The sequence below is a fragment of the Pseudomonas sp. Z3-6 genome (genome assembly GCF_051131985.1).
In the GTDB taxonomy this organism is placed as follows: domain Bacteria; phylum Pseudomonadota; class Gammaproteobacteria; order Pseudomonadales; family Pseudomonadaceae; genus Aquipseudomonas; species Aquipseudomonas zanjanensis.
Window position 1 is genome coordinate 4,247,733 of sequence record NZ_CP071644.1, and the last position, 19,167, is coordinate 4,266,899.

11 protein-coding genes are annotated in these 19,167 nt (G+C 62.6%); 3 read left to right on the forward strand and 8 right to left on the reverse strand.

The features are described from left to right. Positions 1-9: 9 nt before the first annotated feature. Together adeC and J3P88_RS18290 are read left to right on the forward strand one after the other, a co-directional pair. Positions 10-1,434, forward strand: coding sequence for an AdeC/AdeK/OprM family multidrug efflux complex outer membrane factor (gene adeC / locus J3P88_RS18285; protein WP_434570790.1), 1,425 nt, complete (start codon positions 10-12; stop codon positions 1,432-1,434). 6 nt (positions 1,435-1,440) lie between these two features. Beyond that, positions 1,441-1,647, forward strand: a complete 207-nt coding sequence (locus tag J3P88_RS18290; protein WP_186710299.1) for a hypothetical protein — start codon at positions 1,441-1,443, stop codon at positions 1,645-1,647. Between the two features lie 204 nt (positions 1,648-1,851). On the opposite strand, the gene hemN is transcribed toward J3P88_RS18290, so the two are convergent. The 3 genes from hemN to J3P88_RS18305 form a co-directional block, all read right to left on the reverse strand. Beyond that, entirely contained in the window at positions 1,852-3,240 is a 1,389-nt protein-coding gene (hemN, locus tag J3P88_RS18295; protein WP_186730657.1) for an oxygen-independent coproporphyrinogen III oxidase, read from the reverse strand. Next, the gene (locus J3P88_RS18300) at positions 3,237-4,610 is read right to left on the reverse strand and encodes a coproporphyrinogen III oxidase (RefSeq protein ID WP_186710295.1); all 1,374 of its coding nucleotides are present in this window, start codon (positions 4,608-4,610) and stop codon (positions 3,237-3,239) included. Before J3P88_RS18300 ends, hemN begins: the two co-directional genes overlap by 4 nt. Positions 4,611-4,706: 96 nt before the next feature. Then, complete coding sequence (locus J3P88_RS18305; RefSeq protein WP_186710294.1) at positions 4,707-5,150, reverse strand: CopD family copper resistance protein; 444 nt, start codon at positions 5,148-5,150, stop codon at positions 4,707-4,709. Positions 5,151-5,567: 417 nt separating this feature from the next. Here J3P88_RS18305 and J3P88_RS18310 point away from each other — a divergent pair, with 417 nt between their 5' ends. Continuing rightward, positions 5,568-11,180, forward strand: coding sequence for a putative Ig domain-containing protein (locus J3P88_RS18310; protein ID WP_434570793.1), 5,613 nt, complete (start codon positions 5,568-5,570; stop codon positions 11,178-11,180). A gap of 1,135 nt (positions 11,181-12,315) precedes the next feature. On the opposite strand, the gene J3P88_RS18315 is transcribed toward J3P88_RS18310, so the two are convergent. The 5 genes from J3P88_RS18315 to J3P88_RS18335 form a co-directional block, all read right to left on the reverse strand. Beyond that, complete coding sequence (locus J3P88_RS18315; RefSeq protein WP_434570795.1) at positions 12,316-13,665, reverse strand: TolC family outer membrane protein; 1,350 nt, start codon at positions 13,663-13,665, stop codon at positions 12,316-12,318. 2 nt (positions 13,666-13,667) lie between these two features. Next, on the reverse strand, positions 13,668-15,038 hold the full coding sequence (locus tag J3P88_RS18320) for an HlyD family type I secretion periplasmic adaptor subunit (protein ID WP_186710289.1): 1,371 nt from the start codon (positions 15,036-15,038) through the stop codon (positions 13,668-13,670). Beyond that, complete coding sequence (locus J3P88_RS18325) at positions 15,031-16,752, reverse strand: type I secretion system permease/ATPase (RefSeq protein ID WP_186731086.1); 1,722 nt, start codon at positions 16,750-16,752, stop codon at positions 15,031-15,033. The genes J3P88_RS18320 and J3P88_RS18325 overlap by 8 nt, the downstream gene beginning before the upstream one ends. Positions 16,753-17,059: 307 nt before the next feature. Continuing rightward, positions 17,060-18,460 carry an amino acid permease gene (locus tag J3P88_RS18330; protein WP_434570798.1) on the reverse strand — a complete coding sequence of 467 codons (1,401 nt, stop codon included), beginning with the start codon at positions 18,458-18,460 and terminating at the stop codon, positions 17,060-17,062. A 508-nt stretch (positions 18,461-18,968) separates the two neighbouring features. Next, entirely contained in the window at positions 18,969-19,166 is a 198-nt protein-coding gene (locus tag J3P88_RS18335; protein WP_003182142.1) for a YbdD/YjiX family protein, read from the reverse strand. Between the last annotated feature and the right edge of the window lies 1 nt (position 19,167).

A 19,167-nucleotide genomic window follows, 5' to 3' on the forward strand; every position in this document is an offset into this window, starting at 1 on the left:
AACAGGTCGATGCATAAACTCTTGAGTCCACTGGCAGCCGCGGCATTCATGTTGGGCGGTTGTTCGCTTATCCCGGACTACCAACGTCCCGACGCACCGGTCGCCGGGCAGTATCCGCAGACTTCGGCCTACGCCCCGGCCTTGTCGGGGCCCCTGGCCGCCGAACAGGGTTGGCGCGACCTGTTCCAGGACCCGGTGCTGCAACAACTCATCGAAAGCGCGCTGGCCAACAACCGCGACTTGCGGGTCGCGGCGCTGAACGTCGAGGCGTATCAGGCGCAGTATCGGATCCAGCGGGCGGACCTCTTCCCGGCAATCAGTGCCAACGGCACCGGCTCAAGCCAGCGCCTGCCGGCCAGCCTCACCGGAACCGGTGACGCAGCCATCAGTCGTTCGTATTCGGCGACATTGGGGATCAGCGCTTATGAGCTGGACCTGTTCGGGCGCATCCGCAGCCTCAGTGACCAGGCATCGCTGATTTACCTGTCCAGTGAAGAAGCCCGGCGCAGCAGCCAATTGAGCCTGGTGGCCAGCGTCGCCAGCGCCTACCTGACCTGGCGTGCCGATCAGGAACTGCTGGCGTTGACCCAGGACACGCTCCAGTCCTACGAGCAAAGCCTGCGCCTGACCGAACGCAGTAACCAGGTCGGCACCGCATCGGCCTTGAACCTGAGTCAATCGCGAACATCGGTGGAAAGCGCCAGGGCCAGCCTGGCCAAGTTCCAGCGCCAGGTCGCCCAGGACCTCAACAACCTCACGCTGCTGGTGGGCACTTCGGTCGCCGATGACCTGCCCGGCCGCCCACTGGCCTCGGACCTGCTCAGCGAAGTACCGGCGGGCCTGCCTTCGGACTTGCTGCAACGCCGACCGGACATCCTTGGGGCCGAGTACCTGTTGCAATCGGCCAATGCCAACATCGGCGCGGCCCGTGCCGCGTTCTTCCCGAGCATCAGCCTGACCGCCAACGCGGGCAGCTCCAGCAACGAACTGTCCGGGCTGTTCAAGGGCGGGTCGGGCAGCTGGCTGTTTCAACCGCAGATCAACCTGCCGATTTTCAACGCCGGCAGCCTTCGGGCGAGCCTGGACTACTCGAAAATCCAGAAAGACATCCGCGTGGCGCAATACGAGAAAGCCATCCAGACCGCCTTCCAGGAAGTGTCCGACGGCCTGGCGGCACGCAAGACCTATAAAGACCAATTGATCGCCCAGCGCGACCTGGTGCAAGCCAACCAGGACTACTACCGCCTGGCGGAACGGCGCTATCGCATCGGCGTGGATAGCAGCCTGACGTTCCTCGATGCCCAACGCTCGCTGTTCAGCGCCCGGCAAAACCTGATTGTCGACCGGCTGTCGCAGCTGCTCGCCGAAGTCAACCTGTACAAGGCCCTCGGCGGGGGTTGGGTAGAACGCACAAGCAACGTGACGATGAGGTGACTGCAGATGGGCACATTCGAACCTGGGACACTGGTGCGCTTACGCTCGGGCGGCAAGACGATGGTGGTCAAGCATTCATCGTCCATTTCCCAGATGCCGGATACCTTGCTGCTCCTGTGTGAGTACCGGGCCAAGAATCGCCTGGTGCAGGGCTTCTACGCGACGCGCGACCTGATCCCGGCCTCCAGCAACCCGGATACCGAACGGTCGTAGGCCCGTAGCGAGGCTCCTTTTTGTGGCAAGACTCCTTTTTGTGGCGAGGGAGCTTTGGTGGCGAGGGAGCTTGCTCCCGCTGGGCTGCGCAGCAGCCCCCAAAACAGCCATCGCGGTGTTTCAGGTTGATTGTGGCTAGCTTCCTTGGGGCTGCTGCGCAGCCCAGCGGGAGCAAGCTCCCTCGCCACAAAAGCAGTTCGGGCTTCAGACCGTGCGCGAATACTGAACCATCTGGTCCGCCCCCAGGTACGCGTCGAATGCCATGGCGACGTTGCGCATCATCAATTGGCCTTGGGGCAACAACACCAGCTCGTCGTCACGGATGTCCAGCAACCCGTCGCGCACCAGCTCCTGGAGCCGGTCCAGGGCATCGGCGAAGTATTCGCCGAATCGGATGCCGTGTTCGCGGTCGATCCGACCGAAGTCGATGCGCCCATGGCACATCAGTTCGCTGATGACCTCGCGCCGCAGCCGGTCATCGTCGCTCAGCCGATAGCCGCGCTGCACGGGCAGCAGGCCTTGATCCAACCAGGCGTAATACTGGGAAAGCTCCTTGACGTTCTGGTTGTAGCTGTCACCCACCTTGCCGATCGACGACACGCCCAGGCCAATCAGGTCGCAATCGGCGTGGGTTGAGTAGCCCTGGAAATTGCGCTGCAGGGTCCCCTGGGCGCGAGCGCGCACCAGTTCGTCATCCGGCAAGGCGAAGTGGTCCATGCCGATGTAGACATAGCCCGCTTCGGTCAAGCGATTGATGGTCAGCTCCAGCAGTTCCAGCTTGCGCTCGGGCGGTGGCATGTCTTGCGGGCGGATCATCCGTTGCGCCCGCACCCGTTGCGGCAGGTGGGCGTAGCTGTAGGCCGCGATCCGATCCGGACGCAGGGCGATGATCTTGCTCAAGGTGACGTCGAAACTGGCGATGGTCTGCAACGGCAGGCCATAGATCAGATCGACGCTGACGGACTTGAAGTGCGCCCGGCGCGCGGCCTCCACCAGCTCGACGACCTGGGCTTCGCTTTGCACCCGATTGACCGCGATCTGCACTTGGGCGTCGAAGTCCTGGACGCCGAAGCTCAGGCGATTGAAGCCCAGCTGGCGCAGGCCTTGGATCTGCTCTGCATCGATGGTCCGTGGGTCGACCTCGATGGAAAACTCGTGGGCGTCGCTGTCGTCCATATCGAACGCCTGGTGCAGGCAGTCCATCAGGTCAGCCAGTTGCTCATGGGTCAGGTAAGTCGGCGTGCCGCCACCTAAATGCAGCTGGGTCAATTTGCGCGAGCGGTCGAACAACGCCGCTTGCAAGGCTATTTCACGCTTGAGGTAAGTCAGGTATTCGGCGGCGCGATGGGTCTTGCGGGTGATGATCTTGTTGCATGCGCAGTAATAACAAAGGCTCTGGCAGAACGGAATGTGGATGTACACCGACAACGGCTTTGGCTGTGGCGCCTGGTGGCTGCGCTGGGCGGCCTGGCGGTATTCGTCCATGGCAAAGGCCTGGTGGAACTGCGGGGCCGTCGGATAAGACGTGTAGCGCGGTCCCGGGCGGTCGTATTTCTCCACCAGGGCACGATTGAAACCGGAGGCAGTTTTCATGAGGGGGTCAACTTTTCAAAAGCGTGTGGGCTTGCGTCATCCGGTGCCGGGTCGAACAGGTTGCAGATCGCGTCCACATTCAATCGCCCGGCGGGCAGGATGCCGATGAATCGGCTCGACAGTTCGATCAATCCCTGGTCATGCAACGCTTCCAGCAACGGCCAGGCGGACGCGAAGTGCTCGCGAAACACCAGGCCGAAGCGCGCCTCGATGGCTTGTATATCCAACTCCAGGTCACAGGACAGCTGTTCGGTCACGCTCGCCCTGACCTGGTCCTGCGCCTCACAACGCCAGCCACGACACACCGGCAATTGCCCGGCGTCCAGTTGCTGGCAATAGAGAAGCAGGTCGTCGGTGTTCTGTACGTACAGGTGCTCGATCTGCGTGATGGCCGACAAGCCGAAGCCCACGTGGTCACAGCAACCGTGACGGGTAAAACCCTGGCAATTGCGGTGCAAGCGTCCATGTTCCTGAGCCACCGCCAGGTCATCGTCGGCCCTGACGAACTGGCCCAGGCCGATGTAGTGATAACCGGCACCGATCAACTGTTCGCAACAGATGCGCCGCATGGCGTCCTTGTCGGCGGGGCTGCAAAAGGTTCCGGCCAGCCCGGCGTTCTTCGAGCGATAACGATAAGGCGCGCGGGCGTAGTCGAAAACGTGCAACCGGTCCGGCTCCAGTTCGATCAGCGTCGCCAGTTTCAGGGCGAAACTGTCCGGTGTCTGCCAGGCGTGGCCGTAGCCCAAGTCGATGTTGATGGAGCGAAAACCAAACGTGCGTGCCGCATCGATCAATGAATGGATCGGCGCCGGGTTCTGGTAGCAATCGACCGATAGATCGCTGTCCACGCCAATGTCGGGCACGCCGATGCTGACATGGGTGAAACCCTGGTCACGGATCAGGCCCATGGTCGACCAGTCGGTGTGATGCAGGTCCACCTCGATACTGTGGTCAGCACCGTCGAACTCGCAGAAGTCGAAGCGTTTGCGCAGGTCACTCATCAGCTTCTGCAGATGCGCGATCACCGGTGTGCCGCCCGTCAGGCAAAACTGCTCGACGCGCCGCCCGGCCCCCAGGTGGCAACCGACCAAGCCCATTTCATAGGCCAGGCGTTGCAGATAGCCCTCGATCTCGCCGCATCGGCAGTCGCTGGCCAGGGGCGAACACGACGCCAGCCGCAAGCGCGAAGGCAGGTGCACCGCCAGGGACAGGGGCCGTCGTTTCTGGCGGCTGGTACGTAATCCTCGAAGCAGGTCGAGGGAGCCGATACCGGCATGGAACCTGCGCGTGCCGACCGGACAATCGAAATCAGCCACCACCGGGGCACGTCCCGAGGGTCGCTCACCGAGGGTATGGAACGGGTCGAACATGACAATCTCCGAGTGGCGGTGCGGGGCCAGTTTGCACGCCTGCGCGCCGGGCCACCTTGACCTGTATCAAGCGCCCTGGCAGCCCGCCGCCAACGCTTACCAGGTGACGTAGAACATGGCCTTGGCCAGCAGCACGATCGCGACCATGTGCAGGAACACGCTGACATGGATGATGTGCACGTAGCGGGCGTTCATGCGCCCGCTGCGGAACAGCCACATCGCCCAGAGGAAATGCCCCAGCACGCTGCCCGCCAACAGGATCTTCAGGCCCAGCAGCACACCGAAGGACGATTGCAACGGCGACGACAACGCCGGCCAGTATCGCAACCAGACCATGCCGCCGCCCGCGCCGAACAACACCAGCAGTACCCACGGCATCAACTGCCGGGCGCGTTGGCTGATGCCTTGCTCCAGCAGCACCATGACCTTGGCGGGCAGTTGCTTGCGGATGCTCTCCAGGAACAGGACTTCGAAGAACACCGTGCCGATGAACACCAGTGCGGCAAACAGGTGCAAGGTCAAAAGCAGCGGATAACTCATGGAAGTCCTCGACGCCCTCTTCAGCGGGGCGATGGTTTATTCGAGGTTATCCCGTGGTCCTGGAGGAGGGGTTGATGCCAATCAAGGAAATTCCCATCAGTCACCACAGAACCTGTGGGGGAGAACCTGTGGGAGCGGGCTTGCTCGCGAAAGCGGTGTGTCAGTCACGATGATGTCGACTGATTCGCCGCCTTCGCGAGCAAGCCCGCTCCCACAGGGGGTATCGTTCGGCCTTGAAGCGTCAACGAAACGTTACTCCTGCCCATCCCGGCAATACCGCTGATCAGTTACTCCAGCTTTTTGACACTTTCCCCGATATGCGGTCACAACTTTTGCGTTCCGTTGGGTCATAACACCGAGGTCGTCGATGGAATGTTGGCGTCTACCGAGGTTTAAGCCTGATACGGAGATAAGCTCATGATTTTCAACGTACAAGATTTTGGCGCCAAAGGAGATGGCATCACCGACGACACGGCAGCCATCCAAAGTGCGATTGATGCGGCGGCCGCGGCCGGCGGTGGGCAGGTGTACATGCCCACCGGCACCTACATCGTTTCGGGGGGCGAGGAACCTTCCGATGGCTGCCTGATGCTCAAGAGCAACGTCTACCTGTACGGCGACGGCATGGGCGACACCACGGTCAAGCTGGCCGATGGTTCCGACACCAAGATCACCGGCATCATCCGCTCGGCCTATGGTGAAGAAACCCATGATTTCGGCGTGAGCAACCTCACCATCGACGGCAACCGCGACAGCACCACCGGCAAGGTCGATGGCTGGTTCAACGGCTATATCCCCGGCGAAGAAGGCTACGATTCCAACGTCACCCTCGACAGCGTCGAGATCAAGGATTGCTCCGGGTACGGTTTCGACCCCCACGAGCAGACCGTCAACATGGTCATCAAGAACAGCGTGTCCCACGGCAACGGCCTGGACGGCTTCGTCGCCGACTTCCTCAGCGACAGCACCTTCGAAAACAACATTGCCTACAACAACGACCGCCACGGTTTCAACGTCGTCACCAGCACTCACGATTTCACCATGACCAATAACGTCGCCTACGACAACGGTGGCAATGGCATCGTGGTCCAGCGCGGCAGCGAGGACATCCCCTCCCCCAGCAACATCACCATCACGGGCGGCGAGGTGTACGGCAACGGCGCCGAAGGCGTGCTGATCAAGCTCTCCAGCGAGGTCACCGTCACCGGCGTCGATATCCATGACAACGCCAGCGCCGGGATCCGCATCTACGGCAGCAACCACGTCGAGGTCATCGACAACACGCTCAACAACAATTCCCTGGGCGGCGCCGTACCGGAAATCATCATCCAGTCCTACGACGATACCCTGGGCGTGTCCGGCAAGTATTTCAACGGCAGCGACAACCTCATCCAGGGCAACATTATCAGCGGCAGCGACCTGTCGACCTACGGTGTCGCCGAGCGCAATGAAGACGGCACCGACCGTAACGCCATCATCGCCAACACCATCAGCCACACGAGCAAGGGCGCCACGCTGGTCTACGGCGACGGCAGCTACGTCAGCGCCACGGTGCCAATGACGACCGTGCAAGGTACGGCGGGCAACGACATCCTGACGGGCACCAGCGCCAGCGAGATTTTCTATGGCGCGGCAGGCAACGACACTCTCAACGCCGGGGCCGGAAGCGACATCCTGGTAGGCGGCGCGGGCATCGACAAACTCACCGGCGGCACCGGCGCCGATACGTTCCGGTTCGTCGCGCAGTCGGACAGTTACCGCAACGCGACGACAAGCTTCGATGACACCATCACCGATTTCGACGTCACCCAGGACAAGATCGACCTCGCCGGCCTCGGTTTCACCGGCCTGGGCAACGGCCGCGGCGGCACCCTGCAAGTCAGCTACAGCGCCAGCAACAACCGGACCTACATCAAGGACTTCGACGCCGACGCCAGCGGCAACCGCTTCGAGCTGATCCTCACGGGCAACCTCGCCAGCACCCTGACCGCCAATAACTTCATCTTCAACCGGGTGATCACCGGCACCAGCGGCAGCGACTCGCTGTTGGGCAGCGATGCGGCCGACACCCTGCTCGGCCTGGCGGGCAACGACAGCCTCAGTGGCGGCGCCGGCGACGACAAGCTCGACGGCGGTGCCGGCATGGACACCCTCACCGGCGGCACGGGCGCGGACACTTTTGTGTTCGCCAATCGCCTGGACAGCTACCGCAACTACAACACCGGCGGCGCCAATCTCGGCGACCTGATCACCGACTTCAACATCAGCGCCGACAAAATCGATCTCTCGGCCATGGGCTTCACCGGCCTGGGAGATGGCAAGAACAACACCGTGTACCTGGTGCTCAACAGCGCCGGCACCAAGACCTACATCAAATCCCTGGAGGCCGACGCCAACGGCAACCGCTTCGAGGTGGCCCTGGACGGTAATTACCTCAACACCCTGACCAGCGCCAACTTCGTCTTCGCCACCTCCTCGCCGACCAACCAGGCGCCCGTGCTGGCCACGCCGTTGCTGGACCAGAACGCCACCGAAAACACCCCGTTCAACTACGTGGTGCCGGCCACCAGCTTCACCGATCCGGACAACGACAGCCTCAGCTACACCGCCAGGCTCGCCAATGGCAGCGCCCTGCCCAGTTGGCTGACCTTCGATGCGGCCACCCGCACCTTCAACGGCACGCCACCCGATACGGCATCGGGCACCTACTCGATCCAGGTCACCGCGACCGATGGCAGCAACGCCACCGTCAGCGACAGTTTTACCCTCGCCGTGCAGGACGTCCCCGCCGCCATTGTGATCAATGGAACACCGAACAACGACACGCTGACCGGCACCGCTGCCAATGAGCAACTGTTCGGTGGCGCGGGCAACGACACCCTCAATGGCGGCGCCGGCAACGATATCCTGGTCGGCGGCACCGGGGTCGACAAGCTCACCGGTGGCACGGGCGCCGATGTGTTCCGCTATACCTCCAAGCTCGACAGCTATCGCACCAGTTCCACCAGCGCCAGCGACCAGATCCTTGACTTCGACGTGGCCGCCGACAAGATCGACGTTTCCGCGCTCGGCTATACGGGCTTGGGCAACGGGCTCAACGGTACCCTGCAGGTCACCTACAGTTCGTCGACCAACCGCACCTACCTCAAGGACCTGACGGTGGATGCCAACGGCAACCGGTTCGAGATTTCCATGGCGGGCAACTTCGTCAGCAGCCTGACGGCCAGTCACTTCGTCTTCGCCGACCAAGGCACCCCCACCAATGTGGCGCCCGTGGTGGTCACCCCGCTCCTGGACCAGAACGCCAGTGAGAGCACGCCGTTCAAATACACCGTGGCCAGCAACAGCTTCAGCGACGCCAACCAGGATGTGCTGACCTACACCGCAACCCTCGCCAACGGCAACGCCCTGCCCGCCTGGCTGAGTTTCAATGCCACCAACCTGACCTTCAGCGGCACGCCCACCAGTACCGCGGCGGGCAACTACGACGTCTTGGTCAAGGCCACCGATCCGTCAGGCGCCTCGGTCAGCGACAACTTCACCCTGGTGGTCGCCGATGCGCCCGCCAACACCATCACTGGCACCGCCAACGCCGAGACACTCAATGGCACGACGGGCGCCGACCTGATCCTCGGGCTTGGCGGCAACGACACGATCAAGGCCGGCACCGGTGCGGATATCGTCGATGGCGGTGCCGGACGCGACTCGCTGTACGGCGGTGATGGCGCCGACACGTTTCGCTACAGCAACCTGTCCGACAGCTACCGCGACTACGACACCGGTGGTGTCACGGCCACCGACACGATTTACGATTTCACAGCCGGCGTCGACAAAATCGACGTCTCCGGGTTGGGTTTTCTTGGTCTCGGCGACGGCACCAACAGCACCTTGTACATGACTCTCAACGCGGCCGGCGACAAGACCTACGTCAAGTCCGCCGAAGCCGACGCCGATGGCAATCGCTTCGAGATCGCCCTCAATGGCAACTACCTAAACACCCTTACCGCCAACGACTTCGTCTTCGCCGAGCGCGCCCAGCAGGACATCCTCTACCTGCCAACCCTGGGTCAATCCAACGCGCGCCTGCTGCGCATGAGCGAGGACGATGATCAATCCGGCACTTCGATGCTGGTCAACGACCTCAACCGCTACACCACCTACGACGTGCGCAGCCAGTTCAACGATGCCGATGGCAACGGCATCGACATCGCGGTGGGCGGCAGCACGGTCAACGGCCTCTCCACACTCAGCGCCGAGGAACTCAAGCTGTGCTGGTGGTTGACCGACACCAACCAACCCGGGCCGGCCCTGTTGCGCGCGGTGACGTTGCTGCGCGACCAGCGCACCGAACTGCAGTCGATCGATAACGTCACCATGGGCATCATCTGGGGCCAGGGCGAGGAAGCCGCCCAGGAAATCGCCCGTGCCACGGACAAGGCCGCAGCGGCGGCTGCGTACAAGGCCGCGACCTTGAAGGTATTCGACTACCTGCATGCCCAGTTCGGCAATTTCAGCGTGTACCTGATGGAAACCGGTCATTACTCAGAGGACGCGGCCCGGGCCCGGGGTTATTCGGAAGAGAAGATCGCCGCCATCGTCGAGGGCGTCGGTTATGTCCGCGCCGCCCAGGAAGCCATGGCCGCCGAACGCGCCGACGTCAAGCTGGCGGTGGACTACACCGACTTGCCGTTGCGCTACGAAGTCGATCCGCTGGTGTATCCCGATGACGTCTGGCACCTGCACGAGGAATCGGCGGAGATCGTCGGCCAACGCCTGGCGGACTACATTGCCAATGACCTCGGCTTCCAGGGCAACCCCGACGACAATAACAGCGTGCAGGACATCTTCAACAAAGGCCAGAACCAGGGCGGGATGATCGCCGGCACCGACCAGGACGACACCCTGGTGGGCAGTGCGGGCAACGACAACCTGGATGGCGACTTGGGCGCCGACACCTTGACCGGTGGCGATGGCAACGACATCTACGTGGTCGACAATGCGTTCGACAGCGTGGTGGAAACCAACACCTCGACCGCGCAGATCGATACGGTGCAAGCCTCGGTCAGTTGGACGCTGGGGGCCAATCTCGAGAACCTGGTGCTCACCGGCGTGTCGGACATCGACGGCACCGGCAACGAACGGCGCAACTTCATCACCGGCAATGTCGCCAACAACGTGATCGACGGCGCCGCCGGGGCTGACAGCATGAGCGGCGGCGATGGCAACGACACGTATTTTGTCGACAATGCCGACGACAGCGTGATCGAGACCAGCACCAACGCAGTGACCGGCGGGATCGACAGCGTGCACAGCAGCCTGGCGGCCTACACCTTGGGCAGTAACGTCGAGAACTTGTATGTCGATAGCCCCGGCGCCGCCAATGGCACCGGCAACGCCTTGGACAATACGTTGTTCGCCAGTGCCGGCAACAATGTCCTGGATGGACGCGATGGCATGGATACGGCGAGCTATGAACGGGCACTGTCCGGCGTGACCGTCAACCTCTCGACGTCGGCGCAGCAGAACACCGTGGGTTCCGGGCTCGACACCTTGAAATTCATCGAGAACCTGGTAGGCAGCGCCTCCGCCGACACGCTGTCGGGGAACAGTGCGGCAAACGTCCTCGACGGCGGGGCCGGCAACGATACGTTGGTGGGCGGTTCGGGCGATGACCGCTTGATCGGCGGCGCAGGCACCGACAACCTCACCGGCGGCACCGGCGCGGACACCTACGCGTTTGGTGCGCTGTCGGACATGGGCGTCGGGGCTTTGCGCGATGTGATCAGTGGTTTCAAGAGTGCCGAGTTCGACAAGTTGGACCTCACCGACCTGGACGCCAACCCACTGACCGCCGGGGTCGATGCCTTCACGTTCATCGGCAGTAACGCCTTCGACGCCAGCAATGCCACCGGCCAGTTGCGCTTCGTCGATGGCGTCCTCTCCGGCAGTACCAACGCCGACGCCACCCCCGAGTTCGAATTCGAACTGGTCGGCGTCAAGGAGCTGCACGCCAGCGACTTCACTGCCTGACCCAAGCCCCCTCCGGGGGGGCTTGAGCTGAAAAACCCAAGACAACCGCAGACCAGAACTGTGGGAGCGGGCTTGCTCGCGAAGGCGCCGGCACATCCAACAGGGATGTTGACTGACACACCGCTTTCGCGAGCAGGCTCGCTCCCACAGGAGTCGTGTTGTGCCTGAAAAATTCAGGTCAACCACAGGGGCTCTGTTGTGCCTGAAAAATCCAGGTCAACCGCAGATCAAAACTGTGGGAGCGGGCTTGCTCGCGAAGGCGCCGGCACATCCAACAGGGATGCTGACTGACACACCGCTTTCGCGAGCAAGCCCGCTCCCACAGGAGTCGTGTTGTTCCTGAAAAACCCAGGGCAACCACAGGGGCCCTGCTGTGCCAGAAAAATCCAAGTCAACCACAGGGGCCCTGCTGTGCCAGAAAAATCCAAGTCAACCACAGGGGCCCTGCTGTGCCAGAAAAACCCAGGGCAACCACAGGGGCCCTGCTGTGCCAGAAAAACCCAGGGCAACCACAGGGGCCCTGCTGTGCCAGAAAAATCCAAGTCAACCACAGGGGCCCTGCTGTGCCAGAAAAATCCAAGTCAACCACAGGGGCCCTGCTGTGCCAGAAAAATCCAAGTCAACCACAGGGGCCCTGCTGTGCCAGAAAAACCCAGGGCAACCACAGGGGCCCTGCTGTGCCAGAAAAATCCAAGTCAACCACAGGGGCCCTGCTGTGCCAGAAAAACCCCAGGGCAACCACAGGGGCCCTGCTGTGCCAGGAAAATCCAGGTCAACCACAGGGGCTCTGCTGTGCCTGAAAAATCCAGGTCAACCACAGGGGCTCTGCTGTGCCTGAAAAATCCAGGTCAACCACAGGGGCTCTGCTGTGCCTGAAAAATCCAGGTCAACCACAGGGGCTCTGCTGTGCCTGAAAAATCCAGGTCAACCACAGGGGCCCTGCTGTGCCAGAAAAACCCAGGGCAACCATGATCAAAACTGTGGGAGCGAGCCTGCTCGCGAAGGCCCCGGCACATCCAACAGGGATGCTGACTGACACACCGCTTTCGCGAGCAGGCTCGCTCCCACAGGGGGTTTGTGGTGCCAGGAAAATCCAGGCAACCACAGGGATGCTCAAACTTGAACCCAGGCTTGTCTAGAACAGGCTTTGCACCTGCTCCAGCACTGCGCGGTTCATCTGGCCGGTGTGGGTGTGCAGGCTCACATAGCTTTGCAGCATGTCGAGCTTGGTGTTGAGCAGGTCCCGGCGGGCCTGGAACAGTCGCTGCTGGGCGTCAAGGATATCCACCGTGGAACGCACCCCGCCCTGGAAGCCTTTTTCCGTCGAGGTCAGCGCTCGCTGGTTTGACTCCACCGCCCGCTGCATGGCCTTGCTCTTGGCGAACCCGGCGACGACGCCCAGGTAATCGGCCTCGATGTCCTCGGCCAGCTGCTGGCGCTGCACGTCGTAGTCAGACTGTGCACCCGCCAGTTGCGCTTCGGCCTTGGCCACCGAGGCCCGTACCGCCCCGCCGCGGTACAGCGGAATGTCCAACTGCACCCCCACATAATAGGTGTCCTGGCGCGGGTCGAGTTCCTGGTATTGACGGGTTTCACGGCGGGTCAACTGAGTGGTCAATGACAACGTCGGATAATGACCAGCACGCTGACTGTCGGCCTGGGCCTCGGCGACTTTCACCGCTGCCAGCCGAGCGGCCAGCTCGGGGCTGGCCTGACGGGCAATCGCGGTCCAGTATGGCAAGTCCTGCTCCGGCGGGATCGGGCTACCGGCGGCCAGTTCCTCGCGCATCGGCAGGATGTCATCGATGGGCACACTGGCCCGCCCGGACAACGCCCGCAATGCCGCCACGCGACGGGCCTGGGCTTCGGCTTCCTGGGCCTGCACCAGGTCGAGCCGCGCCTGGGCCTCGTCGATATCGGTAATCGCCCCCTGGCCGCCCTCATAAAGCTTTTTGCTCTGGATGACCAAGCCTTGGATCGCCGCCTTCTGCTGCTGGATCAGCTTGATCTCGTTCTCGGCCCGGGCGACGTCGAAATACCCCTTCGCCACTCGGTCATACAAGGTCTGGCCGGCCACGTCGAACACCTGGGTGCCCAGTTTCCCCCGCGCCTTGCCTTCCTGGTACGCCGCCCAGCGGGCCTTGTCGTAGAGCGGTTGTTGCGCCGCCAGGGTGACGTTGTTCGCCTGGTAATCATTGCTGTTGACGTAACTGCTGTCGTCGCCGCCGTCGGTCCGCCCACCGTAGCCATAACGCGAGGACAGCGAGACTTGCGGATAGAGGCCGCCGCGACCGATGTCCTCCTCGTGCCGCGAGGCTTCAAAGGCGTGGGCCGCCGCTTGCACGGTCGGATCGTTGAGGCGCGAGGCATCGTAGGCAGCGGTGAGGCTCAAGCCACTCTCCGCGGCCCACACAGGACTGAGCACCACCCAACCGGTCCACAGGCTTAGCAGTACACGCACGCAAGAGCGGCAACGGTCGACCATGCTCATTCCTCCTTGAAGGCTGCCAGCAAGCGTTCACGCAACGGTTTCATCAGGTAATTCATCAAGGTGCGTTCGCCCGTCACCACCGTGACATCGGCAAGCATGCCGGGGCGCACCAGCAGGCCGGCGCTTTGCAACGCGGCCACGGTGTCGGCGGGAATCTCGACCTTGGCGGAGAAGTACGGTAGGTGCGTCTGCTCGTCGATCAGTTGGTCGGCCGACACGGTCGTCACGGTGCCGGTGACCGTCGGCGTATCCACCCGTTGCAGCGCGGTGAAATGCACGTGCACCGGCAGGCCCGGGCGCAGTTTGTTGGCCATCAGCGGCTCGAAGCGGGCGGTGATCGCCATCGGCGCATCCAGCGGCACCACTTGCATCAGGGTCTGGCCAGCCTGCGCCACGCCGCCGACCGTATGAATGCTCACGTCCATTACCTGCCCGGCCACCGGTGCGCGGATCGCACCGTTGTCCACTTCGAACTGCAAGGCCCGGATCTGATCGGCATAACCGGCCGCCTCGGCCGAGACCTCGCTGAGCTGCGTCTCGGCATCGCGGCGAAATTCCTGCTGCGCCTGCAAGGCCTTGAGCCGGCTTTCGTTGATCGCCTGGCGGGTCCTGCCGACATCCCCCACGCCGGAGGCGATCTGCCCCGCCAACTGGGCCGCGTTGCGCTCGGCCTCGAACAGTTTGTTGCGCGGAACGTAGCCTTCCCGGGCCAGGTCACGCAGGCCTTCAAGCTCCTGCTGCTGAAAACGCATCTGCGCGTCGTAGTTGCGCTTGACGCCTTCGTAGCCCAGCAACTGTTGTTGCAACGCCGCGACTTCGTGCTCGATGATCTGCAAGCGGCTGCCCAGCTCCGCACGACGTGTGATGAACAGCTGACTCTGCAAGGCCATGGCCGCCTTCACTCGTGGCTCGTCGGCGCGCGCCAGCAGCTGCGCAGGCCATTGGATCTCGGCGCTGCCCAGGCGCTCGGCAATCAGGCGTGCCTCGATGCTGCGATCATTGAGCAGCTTGCCCAGGGTCACGTCCAGTTGCGACTGCGCTTGCACCGTGTTCAGTTGCACGAGCAATTGCCCCTGGGTAACCCGGTCGCCATCGCTCACCAGCAGCTTTTCCACCACTCCGCCGACCAACGACTGCACCGCCTTGCGCTCCCCCGCCACCACCACGGTGCCGCTGCCCACCACTCCCTGGTCGAGTGGCGCCAGGCAGGCCCAGAGCAGGAAACCGCCCAGCGTCAGGACCAGGAATCCCACGCCATAACGCGCCGCATTCCCGGCATCAGTCCGAGCGCTGGGTAGTGTCGTGGTGCCGCGCACGCTCAGCCCCTGCTCGCTGTAGGTCTGTGCCTCAGGGATCAGATCACGCATCGCCGCCCGCCTCCCGGACCGCGGCCGGTCGCGGCCCCGGCATCAGTGCCTTGAGCACCCGGTCCCGAGGGCCGAACGCTTGTTGAGTCCCGTCCTTCAACACGAGGATGTGATCGACCACCGCCAGCACACTGGGCCGATGCGTGATCAAGACCACAGTGCTGCCGGCCGCCTTGAGGGCACTGATGGCTTGGACCAGCGCCAGCTCGCCGGCGTCATCGAGATTGGAGTTGGGTTCATCGAGCACGATCAGCGAGGGCCTTCCGTAGAGCGCGCGCGCCAGGCCCAGGCGTTGTTTCTGCCCACCGGACAAGCCAAGCCCGCCGGGGCCCAGCGGCGTGTCGTAGCCCTTGGGAAACCGCAGGATCATTTCGTGGATACCGGCATGCCGTCCGGCAGCGATGATCTGGTCGGCGTCCTGCTCACCGAAACGGGCGATGTTGTCGGCGACCGTGCCGTCGAACAACTCGATGTCCTGGGGCAGGTAGCCGAGGTGCGGGCCCAGGGCGTCGTGGGACCACTGGCTGATCTCGGCATCGTCCAGGCGCACCGACCCGCCCATGGCCGGCCAGACCCCGACCAGGGCGCGGGCCAGGGTCGATTTGCCACTGGCACTGGGCCCGACCACGGCCAGCACGTCGCCCTTGGCGAGGCTGAAATTGATCCCGCGCAGGATCGGTTGCGAAGCCCCCGGCGGGCCGACATACAACTGCTCCAGGCGCACCGCCCCGGTGGGCGGCGGCAATGGCATGCGCAAGCGATCACGAGGGTGCTGCGCCAACAGTTGGCTCAGGCGCTGGTAGCTCTGGCGCCCGGAATTGAATTGCTTCCACGAGCCGATGGCGATTTCCACCGGCGCCAGGGCTCGCCCCAGCAACAGCGACATCGCAATCATCATGCCCGCCGACAGTTGGCCTTCCAGTACCAGCAAGGCCCCCAGCCCGAGGGCCAGGGATTGTCCGGAAATCCGCACGAAACGCGTCGCCGAGGTGATGCGCGCACCGCGGTCGCTGGCATGGGCCTGGGCGGCAATGATGCGCTGCTGCAACAGGCTCCAGCGCTGGCGCAACGGCCCGAGCATGCCCAGGGCCTGGATGACTTCAGCGTTGTGCAACGTGCTGTTGACATAGATTGACGACTGCACCCCCAGGCGATTGGCTTCGCCCAGGCGCGTACGTGTCGCCAGTTCGCCCCACAGCGCCAAGCCGATCAGCACCAGGGCGAGCACCAGCGTCAGCACGCCGAACCAGGGATGGAAGATGAACGCCACCAGCAGGAAGATCGGCAGCCAGGGTGCGTCGAGCAGCGCGATCAGGCCCTGCCCGGTGATCAACTGCCGCAGTGTCGCCAGGTCAGTGAGCACCTGCGCCGGGTTAGCGTTGTGTTCCCGCAGGCTGCGGGCGAAGGCGGCGTCGAATACCCGCTCGCCCAAGGCATCGTCCAGCCCCGCGCTCATGCGAATCATCACCTCGCCGCGCACCCACTCGATCAGGGCACTGAACATGAACAGTCCCAGGGCCATCAAGGTGAGCATGAACAAGGTGGTTTCGTTACGGCTGGTGAGGACCCGGTCGTAGACCTGCATCATGTACAGCGACGGCACCAGCACCAGCAAGTTGATCACGCCACTGAACAGCGCCAGGGCCCAGAACACCCGGCGGTAGCTCAGCAAGGCAGCATCGATGTCATGACGTGGATCGAGTAGAAACCCCATGGGAAAATCGCCTGCAAGAGAAAGGGTCGGTCCAGGACGCAATCCATCGCAAAGCTCTTTTCCCCGAAAGTGCTCGAGAAAAACCATCCAGCTGATATGCCGATAACAGGGACGATCCTCATCCCCACAGACGCCAATTACTGACAACGCGACCGCGGGTTAGTGCCGGTTCGCAGGGCTGGGTTTGCAAGTGGGTGACAGGCGGAAGGGCCGCGCTTCAAGACTGAGGTTTTTGCGTCTTGAATGGGCTGGAAAGAGGGTTTGTTGACGCCAGTAACGTGGCGTCAACAGGGTAAAAAATGAGGGATCAGCCGAGGGAAGCGACGCTCTCGGGCTGGGGTGGATGCCGCGACGTCGCCAGGCCGATAAACGAAATGATCAGCGCCAGGCCCAGGGTCGTGCTCACCTCGCTGCGGTGCTCGGGCGAGATCATCATGACCGCCAGCGCCGCCGAGATGAACACGATGACCAACCAGGTCAACCAGGGAAACAACCACATGCGAAGAGGCAGCTCGATGTTCTGTCGTTGCAGCATCCGGCGCATGCGCAGTTGCGAGATGGCGATCACCAGGTACACCAGCAAGGCGATGGCACCGGAGCTGGCGAGCAGGAACTGGAACAGGCCGGCGGGCATGAAGTAGCTGAACAAGGTGACACCCGCGCCCAGCACGGTACTGGCAATCACCGCGGACCGTGGCACACCGGCCGAGGACGTCACCTTCACGGCCTTTGGCGCATCGCCGCGACGGCCCAGGGAATACAGCATCCGCGAGGCGATGTAGATCGAGGAGTTCATGCAACTGGCCACGGCAATCAGCACCACCACATCCACCAGGAATTTGGCGTGGGGAATGTTCATCAACTCAAGCGCCCGCTGGTAGGAGCCCACTGAAGCCAGGAGTGGATCGTTCCACGGCACCACGGAAATGACCACGAAGATCGACAGCAGGTAGAACACACCGATGCGCCAGATCACCGAACGGGTGGCCTTGGCAATGTTCTGCGCGGGGTTGTCGGATTCAGCCGCCGCGATGGTCACCGCCTCCGTACCGATGAAGCTGAACATGATGGTGATGAACGCGCCCACTACCGCCGACAGGCCGTTGGGGGCGAACCCGCCATGCTCCTCCATCAACCGGCCCAGGCCGCTGGCTTCGCGCTCGGGAATCCAGCCCATCAGCACTGCGAAACCCAGGGAGATAAAACCAATGATCGCCACGACCTTGGCCATGGCGAACCAGAATTCGAACTCACCGTACTTCGACACGCTGAACAGGTTCGTCACCGCCAGCAAAACGATCGACACCGAGGCGAACAGCCAGGCATCGACGGCGGGAAACCATTGGTTGAGCACATGACCGGCGGCCAACGCTTCGATGGGAATCACCAGCACCCAGAACCACCAGTAGAGCCACCCGATGGTGAAGCCGGCCCAGCGCCCGATGGCCTGGTCGGCATAGGTGGAGAAGGAGCCAGTGTCCGGATTGGCGACCGCCATCTCACCCAGCATGCGCATGACCAGGACCACCAACGTCCCGGAAAACAGATAGGCCAGCATGACGGCCGGGCCGGCGGCGGCAATGGCATGACCCGATCCCACGAACAGACCCGCACCGATGATCCCGGCAATGGACAGCATGGTGACGTGACGAGGCTTGAAGCCCTGTGCCAGATGGCCGTTCGAATCCTTGAAGCTGGGGCTGGTCATTTTCTTATTCTCTTGTGATCGAACATTGAGGCGCGCGCAGGAACAATCGGTGTTTCGGTTTTTCCGCCCCTCCTGGAAGCGGCACCATCAGATTTGTATTGATCCACCCTGGGCGAACGTGCGCACTTGCGGTGAAAAGTTGCGCCACGTTACCTGCCTTCCCTCTTGAGTTAGTTACCTGAACGCGCCACCTATGTGCCTGATTTCGCCAAGTGAGGCATGGCGTTTTGCCTCTTGCCAAGCGTCTGGACCGGGGCATTCAGCCAGGTCCGTGGGGCTGGAATGAAATACCCTTTAAAAACTTATGGGTTAAGTATTTTGCGTGGAGCACCAGGTGCTATCGCCATGCCTGTCAGTTTTGTGGTGTCAACAAATCCTGGGAACACCCCAAAACAACTGTGGGAGCGGGCTTGCTCGCGAAGGCGGTGTGTCAGCCACATCAATGGCGACTGACCCGACGCCTTCGCGAGCAAGCCCGCTCCCACATGGGGGTTGGGTTCAGCTCAAGTCAACAGCACTTGGGCCCACCCTTGCCGCCGTAACGGGCCTCCTGGCGTTCCCGGAAGAACGCCTCGTAGTCCATCATCGGCTTGTCCGGGTGCTTGGTTTGCATGTGCTCGACGTAGTTGTCGTAGTCGGGCATGCCGACCATCAGGCGCGCGGCCTGACCGAGGTATTTACCCAGGCGACTCAAGTCATTGAACATC